We start from the raw sequence: 15,057 nt of genomic DNA, 5'->3' as shown, positions 1-15,057 counted from the left end.
CCGGCATCAATGTCGGGGCCTGGCGCTTGGGAAGTCGTACTGGGCAAGGAAAACAAGCATGGCGCACAAGGTTATCCTGGTGCTTCTCGATGGACTCAGCTTTAGCGTCGCACAGCATGCCTTAGGCCATCTGCAAGCTTACTGTCAGGCCGGACGCGGCGCGTTGTATAAGCTCGAATGCGAGCTACCGGCGCTGTCCAGACCGCTGTATGAAGCGATCCTCACCGGCGTGGCGCCGCTCGACAGCGGCATCGTCAATAACAGCATCAACCGCCTGTCCAACCACCGCAGTATCTTTCATTACGCCAGCAAAGCCGGCTTGGTTACGGCTGCGGCGGCCTATCACTGGATCAGCGAGCTGTATAACCGCACGCCGTTTGAGCCGGCCCGTGATCGCCACACCAGCGATACGCGCCTGCCGATCCAGCATGGTCATTTTTATTACGCCGACCACTACCCCGACTCCCATCTGTTCGCCGACGCCGAAAGTTTGCGTTTGCAGCACAGTCCCGACTTTTTGCTGGTGCACCCGATGAATATCGACGACGCCGGGCACAAGCACGGCCTCGACAGCAGCCAATACCGCAACAGCGCGCGCAGCGCCGATGTGCTGCTGGCCAACTACCTGCAAACCTGGCTGGAGGCTGGCTACCAAGTGCTGGTGAGCGCCGACCACGGCATGAATAACGACCGCTCGCACAACGGCTTGCTCGCGGAAGAACGCGAAGTGCCGCTGTTTGTGCTGGGTGACGCGTTTAGCCGGGATAGCGCCGCGCAGCCGCGTCAATTAGAGCTGTGCGGCACGGTCTGCGCGCTGCTCGGCGTGGCCCACGATCAACCTGTCTGCCGGGAGCTTCTCGCATGATCGCCGCCCTGCGCGGCAAAGGCTGGGCACTGTTGTGCCTGCTGCCATTTGCCGTATTTTTCTGTGCTTTTCAAATCGCCCCGCTGCTGTGGGTGGCCAGCAATAGCCTGCACACCAGCGAAGGCTGGAGCCTGGCCAACTACAGCCAGGCCTTCGCTTCGCCGTTTTATCGCCAGGCCATGCGCCACAGCCTGGAGATCGCCTTCTACTCAAGCCTGATCGGCATCAGTGTGGCGATTCTCGGCAGCTACTCGCTGCGTCAAGTGAATGGGCGTCTGCGCGACTTCGTCATGGCCTTCGCCAATATGAGCAGTAACTTCTCCGGCGTGCCGCTGGCTTTTGCCTTTGTCATCCTGCTCGGCTTTAACGGCGCGCTGACCATCCTGCTCAAGCAGATGGGCGTGATCGAGGACTTTAACCTCTACTCGAAAACCGGCCTGATCGTGCTCTACAGCTACTTCCAGATTCCCTTGGGCGTCCTGCTGCTGTATCCGGCCTTCGATGCCCTGCGCGAAGACTGGCGCGAATCCGCCGCGCTGCTCGGCGCCAGCAACTGGCAGTTCTGGCGCCATATCGGCTTGCCGGTGTTGTTGCCGGCGCTGCTGGGCACCTTCGTGATTCTCCTGGCTAACGCCTTGGGCGCTTACGCCACGGTGTATGCGCTGACCACGGGCAACTTCAACGTGCTGCCGATTCGCATCGCGGCGATGGTCTCGGGGGATATTTTCCTCGATCCCAATATGGCCAGCGCACTGGCCATGATTCTGGTGGGGATGATGACGCTGATCACCCTGGTTCACCAATGGATGCTGCGCCGGAGCTACCATGTCAGCCGCTGAAAAATCCTCGCCGCTGTTGCACCGCCTGGTGGTCTACAGCCTGTTGCTGTTGATGCTGTTGCCGCTGCTCGGCACCTTGCTCTACTCCTTCGCCACGAGTTGGTCGGCAAGCATCCTGCCCAGCGGCCTGACGCTGAAGTGGTATATCGCGCTGTGGAGCGATATGCGCTTTCTCGCCGCCTTTGGCCGGTCGCTGTTGGTGTGCATCGCCGCGCTGCTGCTGTCGCTGCTGCTGGTGCTGCCCCTGCTGTTTGTGGTCAGTTACCACTTCCCCAAGCTGGATGCGCTGATGAACGTGCTGATTCTGTTGCCGTTCGCCATTCCGCCGGTGGTGTCGTCGGTGGGCCTGATGCAGTTATTTGCCGGCGGCCCGCTGCCGATTCTCGGCACACCCTGGATTCTCCTGGGCTGCTTCTTCACCATCGCCCTGCCCTTTATCTACCGTGCCATCAGCAACAACCTGCAGGCCATCAACCTGCGCGACCTGATGGACGCCGCCCACCTGCTCGGCGCCAGCACCTGGCGCGCCGCCTGGCTGGTGGTGCTGCCGAACCTGCGCAAGGGCTTGCTGGTGTCGGTGTTCCTGTCGTTTAGCTTTTTGTTTGGCGAGTTTGTGTTTGCCAACCTGCTGGTGGGCAGCCGCTACGAAACCTTGCAGGTGTACCTGTACAACATGCGCAACGACAGCGGCCACTTCACCAGCGCCTTGGTGATCTCCTACTTCGTCTTTGTGGTGCTTCTGACCTGGGCGGCCAACCGCCTGAACCGGGACAAGGCATAAGCCGTATTCGCCAGCTAAGGAATTGTCATGAGTTTTTTGAGTATTCAAGGTCTGCACAAAAGCTACGGCGCCACGAGCATTTTCAGCGACATCAATTGCGAGATTAACCAAGGCGAATTTATCACCCTGCTCGGCCCCTCCGGCTGCGGTAAGTCGACCCTGCTGCGCTGCATCGCCGGACTTACCGAGGTTAATGGCGGGCGCATCCTGCTCGATGGCGACGATCTGCTACCGCTAAAGCCGCAGAAGCGCGGCATCGGCATGGTGTTCCAAAGCTATGCGCTGTTCCCCAATATGACCGTGGAGCAAAACGTCGCCTTTGGGCTGCGCATGCAAAAGGTCAGCGCTAACGAGAGCGCGCAACGGGTTAAACAGGTGCTGGAGCTGGTGGAGTTGAACGACTTCGCCACTCGTTACCCACACCAGCTTTCCGGTGGCCAATGCCAACGCGTGGCCCTGGCCCGCTCGCTGGTCACCCGCCCGCGCTTGCTGCTGCTCGATGAGCCGCTGTCGGCACTGGATGCGCGTATCCGCAAGCACCTGCGCGAGCAGATCCGCAGCATCCAGCAAGAGCTGAAACTGACCACCCTCTTCGTCACCCATGATCAGGAAGAAGCCCTGACCCTGAGTGACCGCATCGTCCTGATGAACGCCGGGCGCATCGTCCAAAGCGGCGCGGCCACCGAGCTGTACAGCGCGCCGGTGGATGCCTTCGCTGCCGGCTTTATCGGCAACTACAACCTGCTGGATGCCGAGCAAGCCAGCCGCTTGCTCGGCCGCCCGGTGGGCAGCCGCGTGGCGATTCGTCCGGAGGCCATTGAACTGGCGGCCAACGGCACCATCGAAGCACAGATTCGCAGCCATAGCCTGCTCGGTAACGTCATCCGTTATCGGGTCGAAGCCCGCGGCGTAGAGCTGCTGGTGGATGTGCTGAACCGCGCGCCAGAAGATTTACAAAGCAACGGCCAAGCCATCAAGCTGTCGATTGCTGATAACGCTATTTGTGAGGTGGCCTGATGGCCTTAGCTATTTTCGACCTGGACGAAACCCTGATTGGCGGCGACTGCGCCCGTTTGTGGAGCCAGGAAATGGTCAAGCTCGGCTGGGCGGATGGCGACAGCTACCTGCCCCGCGAGCAAGAACTGATGAGCCAATACGCCAGCGGCGAGCTGTCGATGCAGGACTATATGAACTACAGCCTGTCGCCCTTAGTTGGGCGCACCGCTGAGGAAGTCGAGCATGTGGTTGAGCCCTTTGTCGAAGACGTTATCGAGCCGATCTTCTACAGCGATGCCACCCGCTGTCTGGCCAACCACCGCGCCGCCGGCGACCGCATTTTAGTGATCTCGGCCTCCGCGCACTTTCTGGTCAGCGCCATCGCCGCGCGCTTGAAAATCGACGAGGTACTGGCCATCGAACCGCAGCTTGAGCGCGGCTTTTACACCGGACAAACCCAAGGCATTTTGACCTTCCGCGAAGGTAAAGTGGCGCGCCTGCAACAGTGGTTGCAAGAGCATAACGAAAGCCTAGAAGGCGCTTACTTCTACTCCGACTCGCGCAATGATCTGCCCCTGCTCGAAGTCGTGGCCAAGCCCCACGTGGTCAACCCCGACCCGGTGCTATTGGCCCGCGCCCAACAGGCTGGCTGGCCGATCCTGCGCTGGCAATAAGCCCCACGCTCAACCCCAGTTAGATGGCTTAGGGGTTGGGCGACTTAAACCCGAAGCAACCCGCTAATAGCTCTAGTTGCTTGCCAGCCAAGGCAAACGGTTGATTGCAGCACGTCTGCCCCGTCTCGGTGATCCATGCCGGCTGCCAGTCTAAGCCTAACTGCCTCCGGCCTCAGTCAGCCAAATAGAGCCGGTGGGTCTGTTCGATCTGGCCAATCAAGTTCGTATCCGTCATCCCCGCCTGCCCGGCGAACTCGCGCCAGCGACGTACCGCCGCGGCCACTTCATGGATAATCTTAGAGCCATCCAGCCGTGAGATTTGCCTGGCCACGCTGAGCAGGTCTTCACGGCTGAAGTTATCGCGCTTGCCGTTAAGGCTCATTTGGTGGCTGGACACCCAAGGCGAATCGGCGCGGTAGGCCCAGCACATATCGTAGGCCGGGGTCAGGTGCCAAACCCCGTCACGCCACACCTGGAAGGCGATATTGCGGGTGTGATCATCCTGGTTACGGGCGATCACGTTAAACACCATGCGCCGGTACAGCTCGATTTGCTCCTGGCGCGGCAGGCCCAAGTCGCGACATACCTGTAACGCCTGCTCATAGCTATAGCCGCCAGGCAGGGTGTAGTCGGCCTGATCCATGGCACACAAGGTCTGCACATGCAGCTTGTCGCCATCCTCCAGCCGATCAAAACGGCGCGTCATAAAGTGCGCGCGCGGACCATCGAGATACAAACGGCACTCGCTCATCTGCACCCCGGCGGCCACCGCCATCAGATGGTAGGCATACTCCACCCGGCCAAAGCCGGCGGGGTCGCCCAAGGCGCTGGCGCCATTGCCCACATCAAACTTAAACAGCCAGTAGCTGTAACCCTCGGGCGCCTCAATCTGCCCGGAGCAGATTTCTCCGGTTGCCTTGTTAATCGCAATGATCGCTTTCGGGCGCTGACCACCCGCTGAGGAGCCCACTTGGAACAGGTGTTTGAGCGCCTCATCTTCGGCCTCGGATTGCAGTTCTAGATGCAAGCCGGCGAACTGCGTGGTGCGTTCTTGCAGAATGCGTCCGGCCAGCTCGACCAGTGCTTCCAGCTGCAGTTGTTCGGTAAGGTTAGCGGCCTTCTCCAGCGCCGGGCGAAACTCCAAAGCGCCCATGCCGCGCGAGCCGATATACAGCAAGCGTTCAACAGGGCTGAACTGCTGCGGATCGCGGCCACTGGCAGCCAGCCAGGCGTCGATCACGGCATTACCGAAGTCATCCGGCAGGCTATCGGACAAGCACGGCGGTAACGACTTAAAGGCCCCTGGATTAAGCCCGGCAAAGGCATACACCTCACCGGCAATGGCCGGCATGGTCAGCGGCGCGATCTCTAGGCCAATCTCGGTAAAGGCCGGATCAAACTCAAAGGTGCCAGTGGCAGGCGACTGGTTTTCATCCCAAAGCACTGCGCCGACCAAGGTGTCCCACAGATACACCTGGGCTATTTTGGCCATATCACTTCCTCGGTATCAGCAAGGGCTTCGCCGCACCCGCAGCGCTCTGCGCGCCAGTTGCTTGCTCATCGGCTGCAACTCGCGCCTGCTGGCCACGGCTGCCGCTGGCCCGCACCCGACTGACCTTACCGGATTTCGCCACTGCCAAGGGACTGACCCGTGGCGCCGCCAACAGACTGCTGAGCAGATCCAGGCTATTCAGTTCACGCAGCACGGCGATCAGCAGTTGCACAGTGCCACGGCCTTTTTCCAGCTTCTGCAGCGTCGGCACACTGACACCGACCCGCGCGGCCAGGTCTTCCTGAATGATGTCCTTGCGCAGGCGCCGCTCGCGCAGGGCTTCGCCTAGCTGCTGAGCAATGCCATCGTCGCTAAGTCGCTGAACACGCATAAGGCAAACCTTTCTTTTTCTTAACTAGAAAACCATGATTTAACACAAATAAATATTTTAGTTGAGCAAAGCATAGCACCAATTAAAAACCGCGACTAACATAAATAATATTTTATATAACCCATATAAAATCAGATAAGACCAATATTTCTTTATTTAAAATACAGAAAGATCGACCTGCTTAGCCCCATACGCTGATCCATAAGTGGCAGCGGGCCTGCCCCCTGTCCACTAAAAGCAGCGCCAGCAACCCAGCACCCGAGCGCGACCCATGGTCGTCTAGACAGCCCCAGCAAAAGCCTCTAGCTTGAGCCCCAGGCTTAAGCCTCGCTCTATTATCAGTGGCGCCGCTCTCAGAGAGTGGCGCGACTCCGCACTGGCGAGAAATCAACATGACTGCGCTTGGCCCGCTTGCGGCCTATCAACAAGCCGTTGCAGACAATGGCTTTTACCCCGACAGCAAACAACAGCTGGCCGCCGAGGCCCTACAAACCTGCCAAGAGGCCCTGCATCAAGGCCGCCGCGGCATTCCCGGGGTGTACCTCTGGGGTCCCGTGGGACGCGGCAAAACCTGGCTGATGGACATCTTCTACCAAAGCCTGCAAGTGCCGGCGCGGCGCCAGCACTTCCACCACTTTATGCGCTGGGTGCATAAGCGTCAGTTCGAGCTGACTGGCACGCCTGATCCGCTTAAAGCCTTGGCCAAAGAGCTGGCCAATGAAGTGCGGGTGTTGTGTTTTGATGAGCTGTTTGTCAGCGATATTGGCGACGCCACCCTGCTCGGCCGCTTGTTCCAAGTGATGTTCGATCAGGGCGTGGTGCTGGTCTGCACCTCTAACCAACCGCCGGATAAGCTCTACGCCGAAGGCTACAACCGCGAGCGCTTTACCCCCTCCATCAGCGCGATCAAAGCCCATATGCAGGTGGTGTGCGTCGATGGCGAACAGGATCACCGCCTGCATCCAGGCGCCGAGCACATCCGCTATTGGCTGGCCGACAGCGCTCAGCCTAGCGCCCTGGCAATGTGCTACGAGCAACTGAGCGCCGGGCAAGTCAGCACCAGCCAGCCCCTGGAACTAGGCAGCCGCCATATCGAGGTGGTCAAGCGTTGCCCCACGGTGTTCTGGAGCCGCTTCGCCGAGCTGTGCCAGCAACCCTTAGCAGCCCAGGACTTTATCGCCCTGTGTGATCAGTACCGCGCCATCTTAATCAGCGAGGTGCCGCAACTGGGCAGTGCGCAGCGGCCGGCCAAGATCGCTCGCGGCACGGAGGATGCTGTGGAACGCGTCGCCGCCGGCGATCGGCAACTGCCTAGCCTGTCGCGTAACGACGACAGCGTGCGGCGCTTTATCGCCCTAGTGGATGAATGCTACGACCGCAAGGTGCCGCTGTATCTGGAGGCCGCCGTGCCCATGGCCGAGCTGTATACCGAGGGCTATCTGGACTTCGCCTTTCGCCGCACCCTGAGCCGCTTGCAGGAGATGCAGTTAGAGCGCTTTGGCCAGTAGACCGCCCGCCTAGGCGCTTTCCAGGCCCAGGCGGATCACCCCGGTGTCGATGGCCAGATGCACCAGCTCAGCCTGGGAGCTGACCTGCAATTTGCTTTTCAGCAGGGTCAGGTAGTTGGATACGGTCTTGCTGCTGATACACAGCTTGGCCGCGATTTGACTGTTGGGCGTGCCCTTGGCCAGCATCACGAAAATCTCAAACTCACGTTGGGTCATGCCACGCAAACGCGGGTCGGCATGGCCGTCAGCTTGCGGATGACAGGCCAGGTGCGTGGCCAGACGCTGCTCGATATAAGCATGCCCGGCCAGAGTGCGATTGACCGCTTCGAGCAGCACTTCCGGCGCCGAGGTTTTGCTCAGGTAGCCAATGGCGCCAGCATCCAGAGCCTGGCGCAGAATCGGTAATTCATCGTGCATGCTAAAGAACAACACGCGCAGTTGTGGCAGGCGCTGGCGCAGGCGCCGGGTGGTTTCCAGACCGCTGATGCCGGGCAGGGAAATATCCATGATGACCAGGTTGGGGATGTCGTCCTGGACCATCTGCAAGGCCTGCTCGCCATCGCAGGCCTCACTGACTTGCACAGCGCTGAGCATGGCCCGCAGCAGGCTGGCATAGCCTTGGCGCACCACGGCGTGATCGTCCACCAAGAGAATCTTCATCGGCCATCCTCACTCAGTAATCGTTGCTAATCGGCAGGCTCAGCCACAGCGCCCAGCCGGCGCCAGGGCGGCTATGCAGGCGCAGTTGCGCGCCGATGCTGCGCGCCCGCTCCTGCATCGAGCGCAAGCCAATCCCGGGGCGCTGCGGCAGTTGCGCGCCGCAGCCGTTATCGCGAATCAACAAGCGCAAACGCCGGCCCTGATAGTGCAAGCGCACCTGCACCCGGCTGGCATTAGCATGGCGCGCCACATTGGTCAGCGCCTCTTGGATCAGCCGGTACAGTTGGGCCTTGGTCGGCAGCGCCAAGCGCGGCTGCTGTTGACTGCTGTGCAGCACACAGGCCACGCCGGTGCTGTCCTGCCAGTCGTGGCTAAGCAGTTGCAAGGCTTCATCAAGCTCCAGGTGCTCCAGCATCACCGGATACAGATCGCGGATCAGCGCGCGAAAACCATCTTGCAAACGCTGGCTATGCAGCTCCAGTTGTGCCGCAGTGGCCCTTACCTGCTGCGGATCATCGGCGATCATCCGCAGCAAGCAGGCCTGGGCGCGAATGCCGCTCAAATACTGGCCCAAATCATCGTGCAAGGTCTGGCCCAGGCGCGCTCGCTCGCGCTCTTGCAGAGCCATCAGGGCTTGGGTCAGTTCGTCGTTATCGGCCTGCACCTGCTGCAAGGTGGTGGCCATGTTATTGAAGTGACGGGACAAACGCCGCGCCTCCCGCACGCTGTGCAGCGGCAAACGGGTGTCGAGCTGGCCTTGGCTAACCTGCTGCAAGCCGCGCAGCAGTTCATCCAGCACGCGCAGGCCACGTTGCAACGCCCAATGGATGGTCAGCAGGCTGAGCAGCAGCGCCAGCAGGCTTAAACCAAGCAATTGCAGCAGGGAATCGCCAACCTCTTCGACCTCATCTCTGGGGTCGACACTGATGCGCAGCACGCGGCCATCCGCCAGACGCAACTCCCGGCTGCGCACCTGCACGGCAAACACCCGCTGCGTCAGCCATTGCTCGAAGCTCGGCGCGCCCGGCAGCGCATGCTCATCCGCGCGCAGCCACTGCACGCGAATATGGCGCAGATTAGCCGTCAGATCGGGATGCAGGCTCTGTGGGTCGCGCTGGGCACTGGTATACAGGTAATCCACCACCGCCTCGGCGGCTTGTAGCTCGCGCTGCACATCGGCGCCCGCCTGGCGTGCGAGCAGCACTAAAGCAACGCAGGTGACCAAGGCAAACAGCAAGGTCACCAGCAGGTAGAGACGTCCTAACGCCGACACTTACTTGACCACGAAGTGGCCGAGCATGCCTTTGTTCTCGAGGCCCTTGGCGAAGAAGGGATACTTGCCGGGCTTAATCGGCACAAAGAAGATTTCCGCTTCACCGGCTTCTTCAAACTCCAGCTCAGTCAGGGTCACGGCCTTGACCTCAACCCCACCCGCCTCGACTTTGCGCAGGTAGATCGAGGTGGCGAAAGCCGGCGCCTGGAAGGCGTATTCCTTAAGGCCACTGGCGATGATTTTGAGCTGGTAGGCCTTGCCAGTTTCCAGCTGGTACTCGTTCTGCGACAAGCTGTAGTCGCTGGCGTCGCTACCTAGCACCAAGTCCGGCAGGGCCTCCGTGCGGCGACTCAGATCACCCGCTGCCTGCAAGCTGTCCACCCCGATCATGCTGGCGATCAGCAACGCCGGTAATAACAGAGCTTTGAAAGTACGCATGGGCATCACCTGTGTTGTTCTTGTTGGGATAGCCCATGCTAAGCAGCCAGGCGCCGCCATGGATTACTACCTTGGTACTGGCTGGCGGGTACTTTAGACAAACCCGTGCAAGGGTTAAGCAGGTGCTATGTCAGTGCGCCCAGGCCTGAGCGCAGGCAGCGGGCGGCGGGCGGCGGGCGGCGGGCGCGACGCTGGCAGTGCCAACAAACGCCTGCGGAAAACCCAACCGCTCAGCTGGCGACAGGAGCTAAGCGCACGACCAGCACCTGAGCGAGATCAGCCGATGCTCAGGAGGAATCGGCCTCATACGTCTAGAAAACTAAATCCGCCGTTCGGCGTGAGCTGTCGCCCCAGAGTCCATCGAGTGCAGCAGGTCTTAATCAACCGACACGCTGGCTGGCGGCCAATGGAGTAGCGCGCCGCCACAGCCTGCGCTTGGACAGCCGCCAACTTGGCGACGGCACCCGAGCAAGCGCCTGCCCTTGCACTTTGCGCCAAGTTTTTCGCGCCTAACGAGTTACGACCTTAGTAGGAAGCCGGCACGACCTTGGGCATATTTCCCGAGCCCGACGGCCTTCCTATGCTGGCGACACCCTGAGGAAGGAGTCGCCCATGCCGTCGTTTAGCCGTATTTTGCTGTGCCTCACCACCAGCCTGGGCCTGACAATGGCGGTCAGTGCGCAGGAGTTGCAGGTGCGCATTGGCTATCTGGGCTATGTAGCGGACAATGGCCCGCTGCTCTCTAACGTCATCCCTGAGCCTGCCGACGCGGGCCTGCGCGGCGCCGAGCTGGCGATTATCGACAGCAACAGCACCGGGCGTTTCCTCAAGCACAGCTATCAGCTTGCAGTCGCCGAGCGCGACGACAGCGCCGCGTTGCTCGAGGCGGCGCGCCAACAACATGAACAAGGCCTGCGCCTGTTTGTGGTCAACGCGCCGGCTGCTACGTTGCGCCAACTAAGCGCCGCCCTGCCCGACAGCCTGCTGATCAATGCCGGTAGCGCCGACGACAGCCTGCGCCAGCAGCAATGCCTGCCAAACGTGCTGCACACCCTGCCGAGTCGCGCCATGCTCACCGATGCCCTGGCGCAATTTCTCACGGTGCGTAAGTGGACGCGCTGGCTGCTGATCGTCGGGCCCACTGCAGATGATCAAGCCTATGCCGCCGCCCTAAAGCGCGCGGCCAAGCGCTTCGGTCACAGCATCGTCGCGGAAAAACCGTGGAGCTTTGATAACGACCAACGCCGCAGCGCCCAGGCGGAGATGCCGCTGTTTACCCAAGGCGGCGATTACGACGTGGTGCTGGTGGCCGATGAACGCGGCGACTTTGGCGAGTACGTGCCCTACCAAACCTGGCTGCCGCGTCCGGTGGCCGGCACCCAAGGGCTGACCCCGACAGGCTGGCACAAGACCGTCGAAACCTACGGCGCCGCGCAACTGCAAAAACGCTTTGAGGCCCACGCCAAGCGCTGGATGAATGACCGCGATTTTGCCGCATGGATGGCCGTGCGCAGCCTGGCCAGCGCCATCACCAAGCTGCGCGTAACCGAGGTCACGGCGATCCGCCAGCTGGCCCTCAGCAACGACCTGCCGCTGGATGGTTTTAAAGGCCGCAAGCTGAGTTTCCGCAGCTGGAACGGCGAGCTGCGTCAGCCGATCCCCGTGGTGCAACCCCGCGCGCTGGTGACGACTTCACCACAAGACGGCTTCCTTCACCCCAGCAGCGAGCTGGACAGCCTCGGCTACGACCAGCCGGAAGTCAGCTGCAACTTGGCCGACCCGGCGTAACCCCTACTCCTGCGCAGCAACAGCCAGCACCGCTGCGCAACCCATAACTAGAACAAGAGGACCTCCCCCATGCATCTGACCACCCTTGCCCTGAGCATTGGCCTGACCTTGGCCAGCAGCGCCACATGGGCGGCCACGGCCTATGTGTCCAACGAAAAAGACGACAGCATCAGCGTGATTGACCTGGCCACCCTTGAAGTCAGCGAGACGCTTAAAGTCGGCCAGCGCCCACGCGGCCTGCTGCTGTCCAGCGACAATAAGCTGCTGTACATCTGCGCCAGCGACTCGGACCGGGTGCAGGTGATGGACCTGGCCAGCCGCAAGATCATCAAAGAGCTGCCCTCCGGCGCCGACCCTGAGCAATTCGCCCTGCACCACAATGACCGCTGGCTGTATATCAGCAACGAGGACGACGCCCTGGTGACGGTGGTCGACACCCAAAGCGATCAGGTGCTGGCGCAGATCGATGTGGGGGTGGAGCCCGAAGGCATGGCCGTCAGCCCAGACGGCAAGTGGGCGGTGAATACCAGCGAAACCACCAACATGCTGCACTGGATCGACACCAGCAGCCAGCAACTGGTCGATAACACTCTGGTCGACCAGCGCCCCCGGCATGTCGAGTTTGACCCCGCCGGCAAACGCCTGTGGGCCTCGGCGGAAATCGGCGGCACGGTGAGCGTGATCGACGTCGCCAGCCGGCAGATTGAGAAGGTGCTGAAGTTTCAAATCAAGGGCGTGCACCCGGATAAAGTCCAGCCGGTGGGGGTCAAGCTCAGTGCCGATGGTAAGTACGCCTTCGTCGCCTTAGGCCCGGCCAACCATGTGGCAGTGGTGGACGCCAAGACCTTCGAGATCCTCGACTACCTGTTAGTCGGCCGCCGCGTTTGGCATATGGCCTTCACCCCCGATCAAAGCCAACTGCTGACCACCAACGGCGTCAGTGGCGACGTATCGGTGATCGACGTGGCCTCGTTGAAAGTGAGCAAGTCGATCAAAGTCGGACGCTACCCCTGGGGCGTGGTTGTCACCCCATGATGGCCTTACAGGTGGCTGACGTTAGCTTCGCCTATGGCCCCCGGCCGGCCTTGCAGGATGTGAGCTTTGCCATTGCCCCGGGGACGTTCGCCGCGTTGCTGGGGCCCAATGGCGCCGGTAAGTCCAGTCTGATCGCCCTGCTCACCCGCCTCTACGACCTGCAACAGGGCGACATCCAAGTGTTCGGCCACTGCCTGCGCCAGCAGCCGCGTCAGGCGCTGGCGCAACTGGGCGTGGTGTTCCAGCAAAGCACCCTGGATTTGGACTTAAGCGTCGAGCAAAACCTGCATTACCACGCGGCCCTGCATGGCCTAAGCACGCAGGCCGCGCAGCGGCGTATCGACGCCGAGCTTGAGCGTCAACAGCTCGGCGCGCGGCGCCGCGACAAAGTGCGCGAGCTTAACGGCGGCCATCGCCGGCGCGTCGAGATTGCCCGGGCGCTGCTGCACCGTCCGCAATTGCTGCTGCTCGATGAAGCCAGCGTGGGTCTGGACCCCGCCAGCCGTTTAGCCCTCAACCAACACGTGCGGCAACTGTGTGGCGACAGCGGCCTGGCCGTGCTGTGGACGACCCATCTGCTGGATGAGATTCACGACCACGACGCCCTGTTGCTGCTCAACCGCAGCCGTCTGGTGGCCCAGGGCAGCGTGCAAAGCATTCGCCAGAGCGGCGAAAGCGATCTGGCCGCCAGCTTCGCCCGCCTGACCGCCACCCGCGAACCTGCCGCAGGATGATTGTGATGAGTGCCTACTGGTATTGCCTTAAAGGCATCGTGCTACGGGAATGGCTGCGCTTTGTCTTGCAGCGCAGCCGCTTTTTCAGCGCGCTGGTGCGCCCGCTGTTGTGGCTGCTGGTGTTTGCCGCAGGCTTCAGGGCCGCGCTGGGCATCGCCATCATCGCGCCCTATGACACCTACATCACCTACGAGACCTACATAGTGCCGGGCCTGGCCTGCATGATTTTGCTGTTTAACGGCATGCAGGGCTCACTGTCGATGGTCTACGACCGCGAGATGGGCAGCATGCGCGTGCTACTGACCAGTCCGCTGCCCAGGGCGTTTTTGCTGGTGAGCAAACTGCTGGCCACGGCGCTGATTTCCCTGCTACAGGTCTATGCCTTTCTCGCCGTGGCCTGGCTGTATGGCGTGCAACCACCAGCCTGGGGGCTGCTGTGGGCCCTGCCAGCGTTGCTGTTGGTGGCGTTGCTGCTCAGTGCCTTGGGCTTGTTGCTGTCCAATGGCATCCGTCAGTTGGAGAACTTTGCCGGGGTGATGAACTTCGTCATCTTTCCCATGTTTTTTCTCTCCTCAGCGCTGTACCCGCTGTGGAAGATGCAGGAGGCCAGCCAGTGGCTGTACTGGCTGTGTGCGCTCAATCCGTTCAGCCACGCCGTGGAGCTGGTACGTTTCGCCCTCTATCAGCGCCTGAGCCTGACGGCGCTGCTGGTGTGCCTGGGCCTGACCCTGTTGTTCAGCGTGCTGGCAGTACTGACCTTTAACCCGCAACACGCCGCGCTGCGCAAAAGCAAAGGCTAGGCTTGGGCCAAGGCGCGGGGCTGTGACTTATGCAGTGCCTGCGCTGACTAATACTTTGGTACTGCATAGGCTCTCCATCGTAGGATTCCCAAAGCAGCAGCTTTAACCTGTAATACCCCAATAAAAAGCATTGAGACTTCAGGTGATGCAGTTCTGCCAAGGCCTCGGCCTAACCGTTATTGCCAGTCTGTTCATGGCTGCGCCGAGCTGGGCGACACCTGAGCTGTTCACGGCTGAGGGCTACCGTGCCAGCCATTACCGCAGCCCCACGCCGCCCAGCAGCGAGGTGGCCATCACCCTCGATACGCCGGCCTTACAACAGTTACTCAAGCAGCAAGCGCAGGTGCAGTTGATTGATGTCTACCGCCGGCAATGGCTGCACGGGCAGTTTATCGAAGACCAAATCCACCAGAATTTACCGGGCAGCCACTGGCTGGCCAACACCGGCGATGGTGAGCTGAGCGCCATCTGGCAGGACTATTTTGCCGACAACCTAAGCCGCTTAAGCCAGGGCAATAAAGCCTGGCCCCTGGTGTTTTATTGCCGCTCCGACTGTTGGCTGGGTTGGAATGCGGTGAAACGCGCCCATGCTCTGGGCTACAGCCAGCTGTACTGGTATCGCGATGGCATCGACGCCTGGCAACAGGCCGGCCTGCCCTTGGTAACGGCTCAACCCGAGCCACTGACACGAGATTGATGACTCACCGGCGCCGGCTTACCCAACTGACGCACTGAGCCCTGTTGCACCCATGCCGCACACACCTATGCCATAACAACAATGAG

Annotated in this window: 16 protein-coding genes; 11 read left to right on the top strand and 5 right to left on the bottom strand. The window is 61.0% G+C overall.

Features of this window, described 5'->3' with window-relative positions; genetic code table 11:
* Positions 1-58 precede the first annotated feature (58 nt).
* From NTD81_RS06840 to NTD81_RS06820, 5 genes are read left to right on the top strand one after another with little or no spacing between them, the layout of a single operon-like run.
* Complete coding sequence (locus NTD81_RS06840; protein ID WP_262180830.1) at positions 59-865, top strand: alkaline phosphatase family protein; 807 nt, start codon at positions 59-61, stop codon at positions 863-865.
* Positions 865-1,704 (top strand): ABC transporter permease, encoded by an 840-nt coding sequence (locus NTD81_RS06835; protein WP_262182066.1) that lies wholly within the window; start codon positions 865-867, stop codon positions 1,702-1,704. Before NTD81_RS06840 ends, NTD81_RS06835 begins: the two co-directional genes overlap by 1 nt.
* Positions 1,691-2,485, top strand: a complete 795-nt coding sequence (locus NTD81_RS06830; protein WP_262180828.1) for an ABC transporter permease — start codon at positions 1,691-1,693, stop codon at positions 2,483-2,485. Before NTD81_RS06835 ends, NTD81_RS06830 begins: the two co-directional genes overlap by 14 nt.
* 27 nt (positions 2,486-2,512) lie before the next feature.
* Positions 2,513-3,502 (top strand): ABC transporter ATP-binding protein, encoded by a 990-nt coding sequence (locus tag NTD81_RS06825; RefSeq protein ID WP_262180826.1) that lies wholly within the window; start codon positions 2,513-2,515, stop codon positions 3,500-3,502.
* On the top strand, positions 3,502-4,155 hold the full coding sequence (locus NTD81_RS06820; protein WP_262180825.1) for an HAD family hydrolase: 654 nt from the start codon (positions 3,502-3,504) through the stop codon (positions 4,153-4,155). Before NTD81_RS06825 ends, NTD81_RS06820 begins: the two co-directional genes overlap by 1 nt.
* 172 nt (positions 4,156-4,327) lie before the next feature.
* On the opposite strand, the gene NTD81_RS06815 is transcribed toward NTD81_RS06820, so the two are convergent.
* Both NTD81_RS06815 and NTD81_RS06810 read right to left on the bottom strand, forming a co-directional pair.
* Positions 4,328-5,647, bottom strand: coding sequence for a type II toxin-antitoxin system HipA family toxin (locus NTD81_RS06815; protein WP_262180823.1), 1,320 nt, complete (start codon positions 5,645-5,647; stop codon positions 4,328-4,330).
* A 1-nt stretch (position 5,648) separates the two neighbouring features.
* Positions 5,649-6,038 carry a helix-turn-helix transcriptional regulator gene (locus NTD81_RS06810; protein ID WP_262180822.1) on the bottom strand — a complete coding sequence of 130 codons (390 nt, stop codon included), beginning with the start codon at positions 6,036-6,038 and terminating at the stop codon, positions 5,649-5,651.
* A gap of 392 nt (positions 6,039-6,430) precedes the next feature.
* On the opposite strand from NTD81_RS06810, the gene zapE reads away from it, so the two are divergent.
* Positions 6,431-7,546, top strand: a complete 1,116-nt coding sequence (gene zapE, locus NTD81_RS06805) for a cell division protein ZapE (RefSeq protein ID WP_262180820.1) — start codon at positions 6,431-6,433, stop codon at positions 7,544-7,546.
* Between the two features lie 9 nt (positions 7,547-7,555).
* On the opposite strand, the gene NTD81_RS06800 is transcribed toward zapE, so the two are convergent.
* From NTD81_RS06800 to NTD81_RS06790, 3 genes are read right to left on the bottom strand one after another with little or no spacing between them, the layout of a single operon-like run.
* Positions 7,556-8,206, bottom strand: coding sequence for a response regulator transcription factor (locus NTD81_RS06800; RefSeq protein ID WP_262180818.1), 651 nt, complete (start codon positions 8,204-8,206; stop codon positions 7,556-7,558).
* 13 nt (positions 8,207-8,219) lie between these two features.
* Positions 8,220-9,479, bottom strand: a complete 1,260-nt coding sequence (locus NTD81_RS06795; RefSeq protein ID WP_262180817.1) for a histidine kinase — start codon at positions 9,477-9,479, stop codon at positions 8,220-8,222.
* On the bottom strand, positions 9,480-9,917 hold the full coding sequence (locus NTD81_RS06790; protein WP_262180815.1) for a copper-binding protein: 438 nt from the start codon (positions 9,915-9,917) through the stop codon (positions 9,480-9,482).
* A 666-nt stretch (positions 9,918-10,583) separates the two neighbouring features.
* On the opposite strand from NTD81_RS06790, the gene NTD81_RS06785 reads away from it, so the two are divergent.
* The 5 genes from NTD81_RS06785 (at position 10,584) to NTD81_RS06765 (ending at position 14,971) form a co-directional block, all read left to right on the top strand.
* Complete coding sequence (locus NTD81_RS06785; protein WP_410017133.1) at positions 10,584-11,705, top strand: ABC transporter substrate-binding protein; 1,122 nt, start codon at positions 10,584-10,586, stop codon at positions 11,703-11,705.
* A gap of 69 nt (positions 11,706-11,774) precedes the next feature.
* Positions 11,775-12,740, top strand: coding sequence for a YVTN family beta-propeller repeat protein (locus tag NTD81_RS06780; RefSeq protein WP_262180811.1), 966 nt, complete (start codon positions 11,775-11,777; stop codon positions 12,738-12,740).
* Positions 12,737-13,474: an ABC transporter ATP-binding protein gene (locus NTD81_RS06775; RefSeq protein ID WP_262180809.1), complete on the top strand. Its 738-nt coding sequence runs from the start codon at positions 12,737-12,739 to the stop codon at positions 13,472-13,474. The genes NTD81_RS06780 and NTD81_RS06775 overlap by 4 nt, the downstream gene beginning before the upstream one ends.
* 5 nt (positions 13,475-13,479) lie before the next feature.
* Positions 13,480-14,274 carry an ABC transporter permease gene (locus NTD81_RS06770; protein ID WP_262180806.1) on the top strand — a complete coding sequence of 265 codons (795 nt, stop codon included), beginning with the start codon at positions 13,480-13,482 and terminating at the stop codon, positions 14,272-14,274.
* Between the two features lie 193 nt (positions 14,275-14,467).
* On the top strand, positions 14,468-14,971 hold the full coding sequence (locus tag NTD81_RS06765; protein ID WP_262182065.1) for a PQQ-dependent catabolism-associated CXXCW motif protein: 504 nt from the start codon (positions 14,468-14,470) through the stop codon (positions 14,969-14,971).
* Positions 14,972-15,057: the final 86 nt, after the last annotated feature.

It is taken from the genome of Pseudomonas sp. 5P_3.1_Bac2 (genome assembly GCF_025465995.1).
GTDB lineage: Bacteria > Pseudomonadota > Gammaproteobacteria > Pseudomonadales > Pseudomonadaceae > Aquipseudomonas.
This window is presented reverse-complemented; position numbering and strand designations above follow the sequence as displayed.

Excerpts from the sequence above, each read along its gene's own strand:
- NTD81_RS06840 (WP_262180830.1), top strand. The coding sequence starts at position 59 with ATGGCGCACAAGGTTATCCTGGTGCTTCTCGATGGACTCAGCTTTAGC.
- NTD81_RS06830 (WP_262180828.1), top strand. The coding sequence starts at position 1,691 with ATGTCAGCCGCTGAAAAATCCTCGCCGCTGTTGCACCGCCTGGTGGTC.
- NTD81_RS06825 (WP_262180826.1), top strand. The coding sequence starts at position 2,513 with ATGAGTTTTTTGAGTATTCAAGGTCTGCACAAAAGCTACGGCGCCACG.
- NTD81_RS06820 (WP_262180825.1), top strand. The coding sequence starts at position 3,502 with ATGGCCTTAGCTATTTTCGACCTGGACGAAACCCTGATTGGCGGCGAC.
- NTD81_RS06815 (WP_262180823.1), bottom strand. The coding sequence starts at position 5,647 with ATGGCCAAAATAGCCCAGGTGTATCTGTGGGACACCTTGGTCGGCGCA.
- NTD81_RS06810 (WP_262180822.1), bottom strand. The coding sequence starts at position 6,038 with ATGCGTGTTCAGCGACTTAGCGACGATGGCATTGCTCAGCAGCTAGGC.
- zapE (WP_262180820.1), top strand. The coding sequence starts at position 6,431 with ATGACTGCGCTTGGCCCGCTTGCGGCCTATCAACAAGCCGTTGCAGAC.
- NTD81_RS06800 (WP_262180818.1), bottom strand. The coding sequence starts at position 8,206 with ATGAAGATTCTCTTGGTGGACGATCACGCCGTGGTGCGCCAAGGCTAT.
- NTD81_RS06790 (WP_262180815.1), bottom strand. The coding sequence starts at position 9,917 with ATGCGTACTTTCAAAGCTCTGTTATTACCGGCGTTGCTGATCGCCAGC.
- NTD81_RS06785 (WP_410017133.1), top strand. The coding sequence starts at position 10,584 with ATGGCGGTCAGTGCGCAGGAGTTGCAGGTGCGCATTGGCTATCTGGGC.
- NTD81_RS06780 (WP_262180811.1), top strand. The coding sequence starts at position 11,775 with ATGCATCTGACCACCCTTGCCCTGAGCATTGGCCTGACCTTGGCCAGC.
- NTD81_RS06775 (WP_262180809.1), top strand. The coding sequence starts at position 12,737 with ATGATGGCCTTACAGGTGGCTGACGTTAGCTTCGCCTATGGCCCCCGG.
- NTD81_RS06770 (WP_262180806.1), top strand. The coding sequence starts at position 13,480 with ATGAGTGCCTACTGGTATTGCCTTAAAGGCATCGTGCTACGGGAATGG.
- NTD81_RS06765 (WP_262182065.1), top strand. The coding sequence starts at position 14,468 with ATGGCTGCGCCGAGCTGGGCGACACCTGAGCTGTTCACGGCTGAGGGC.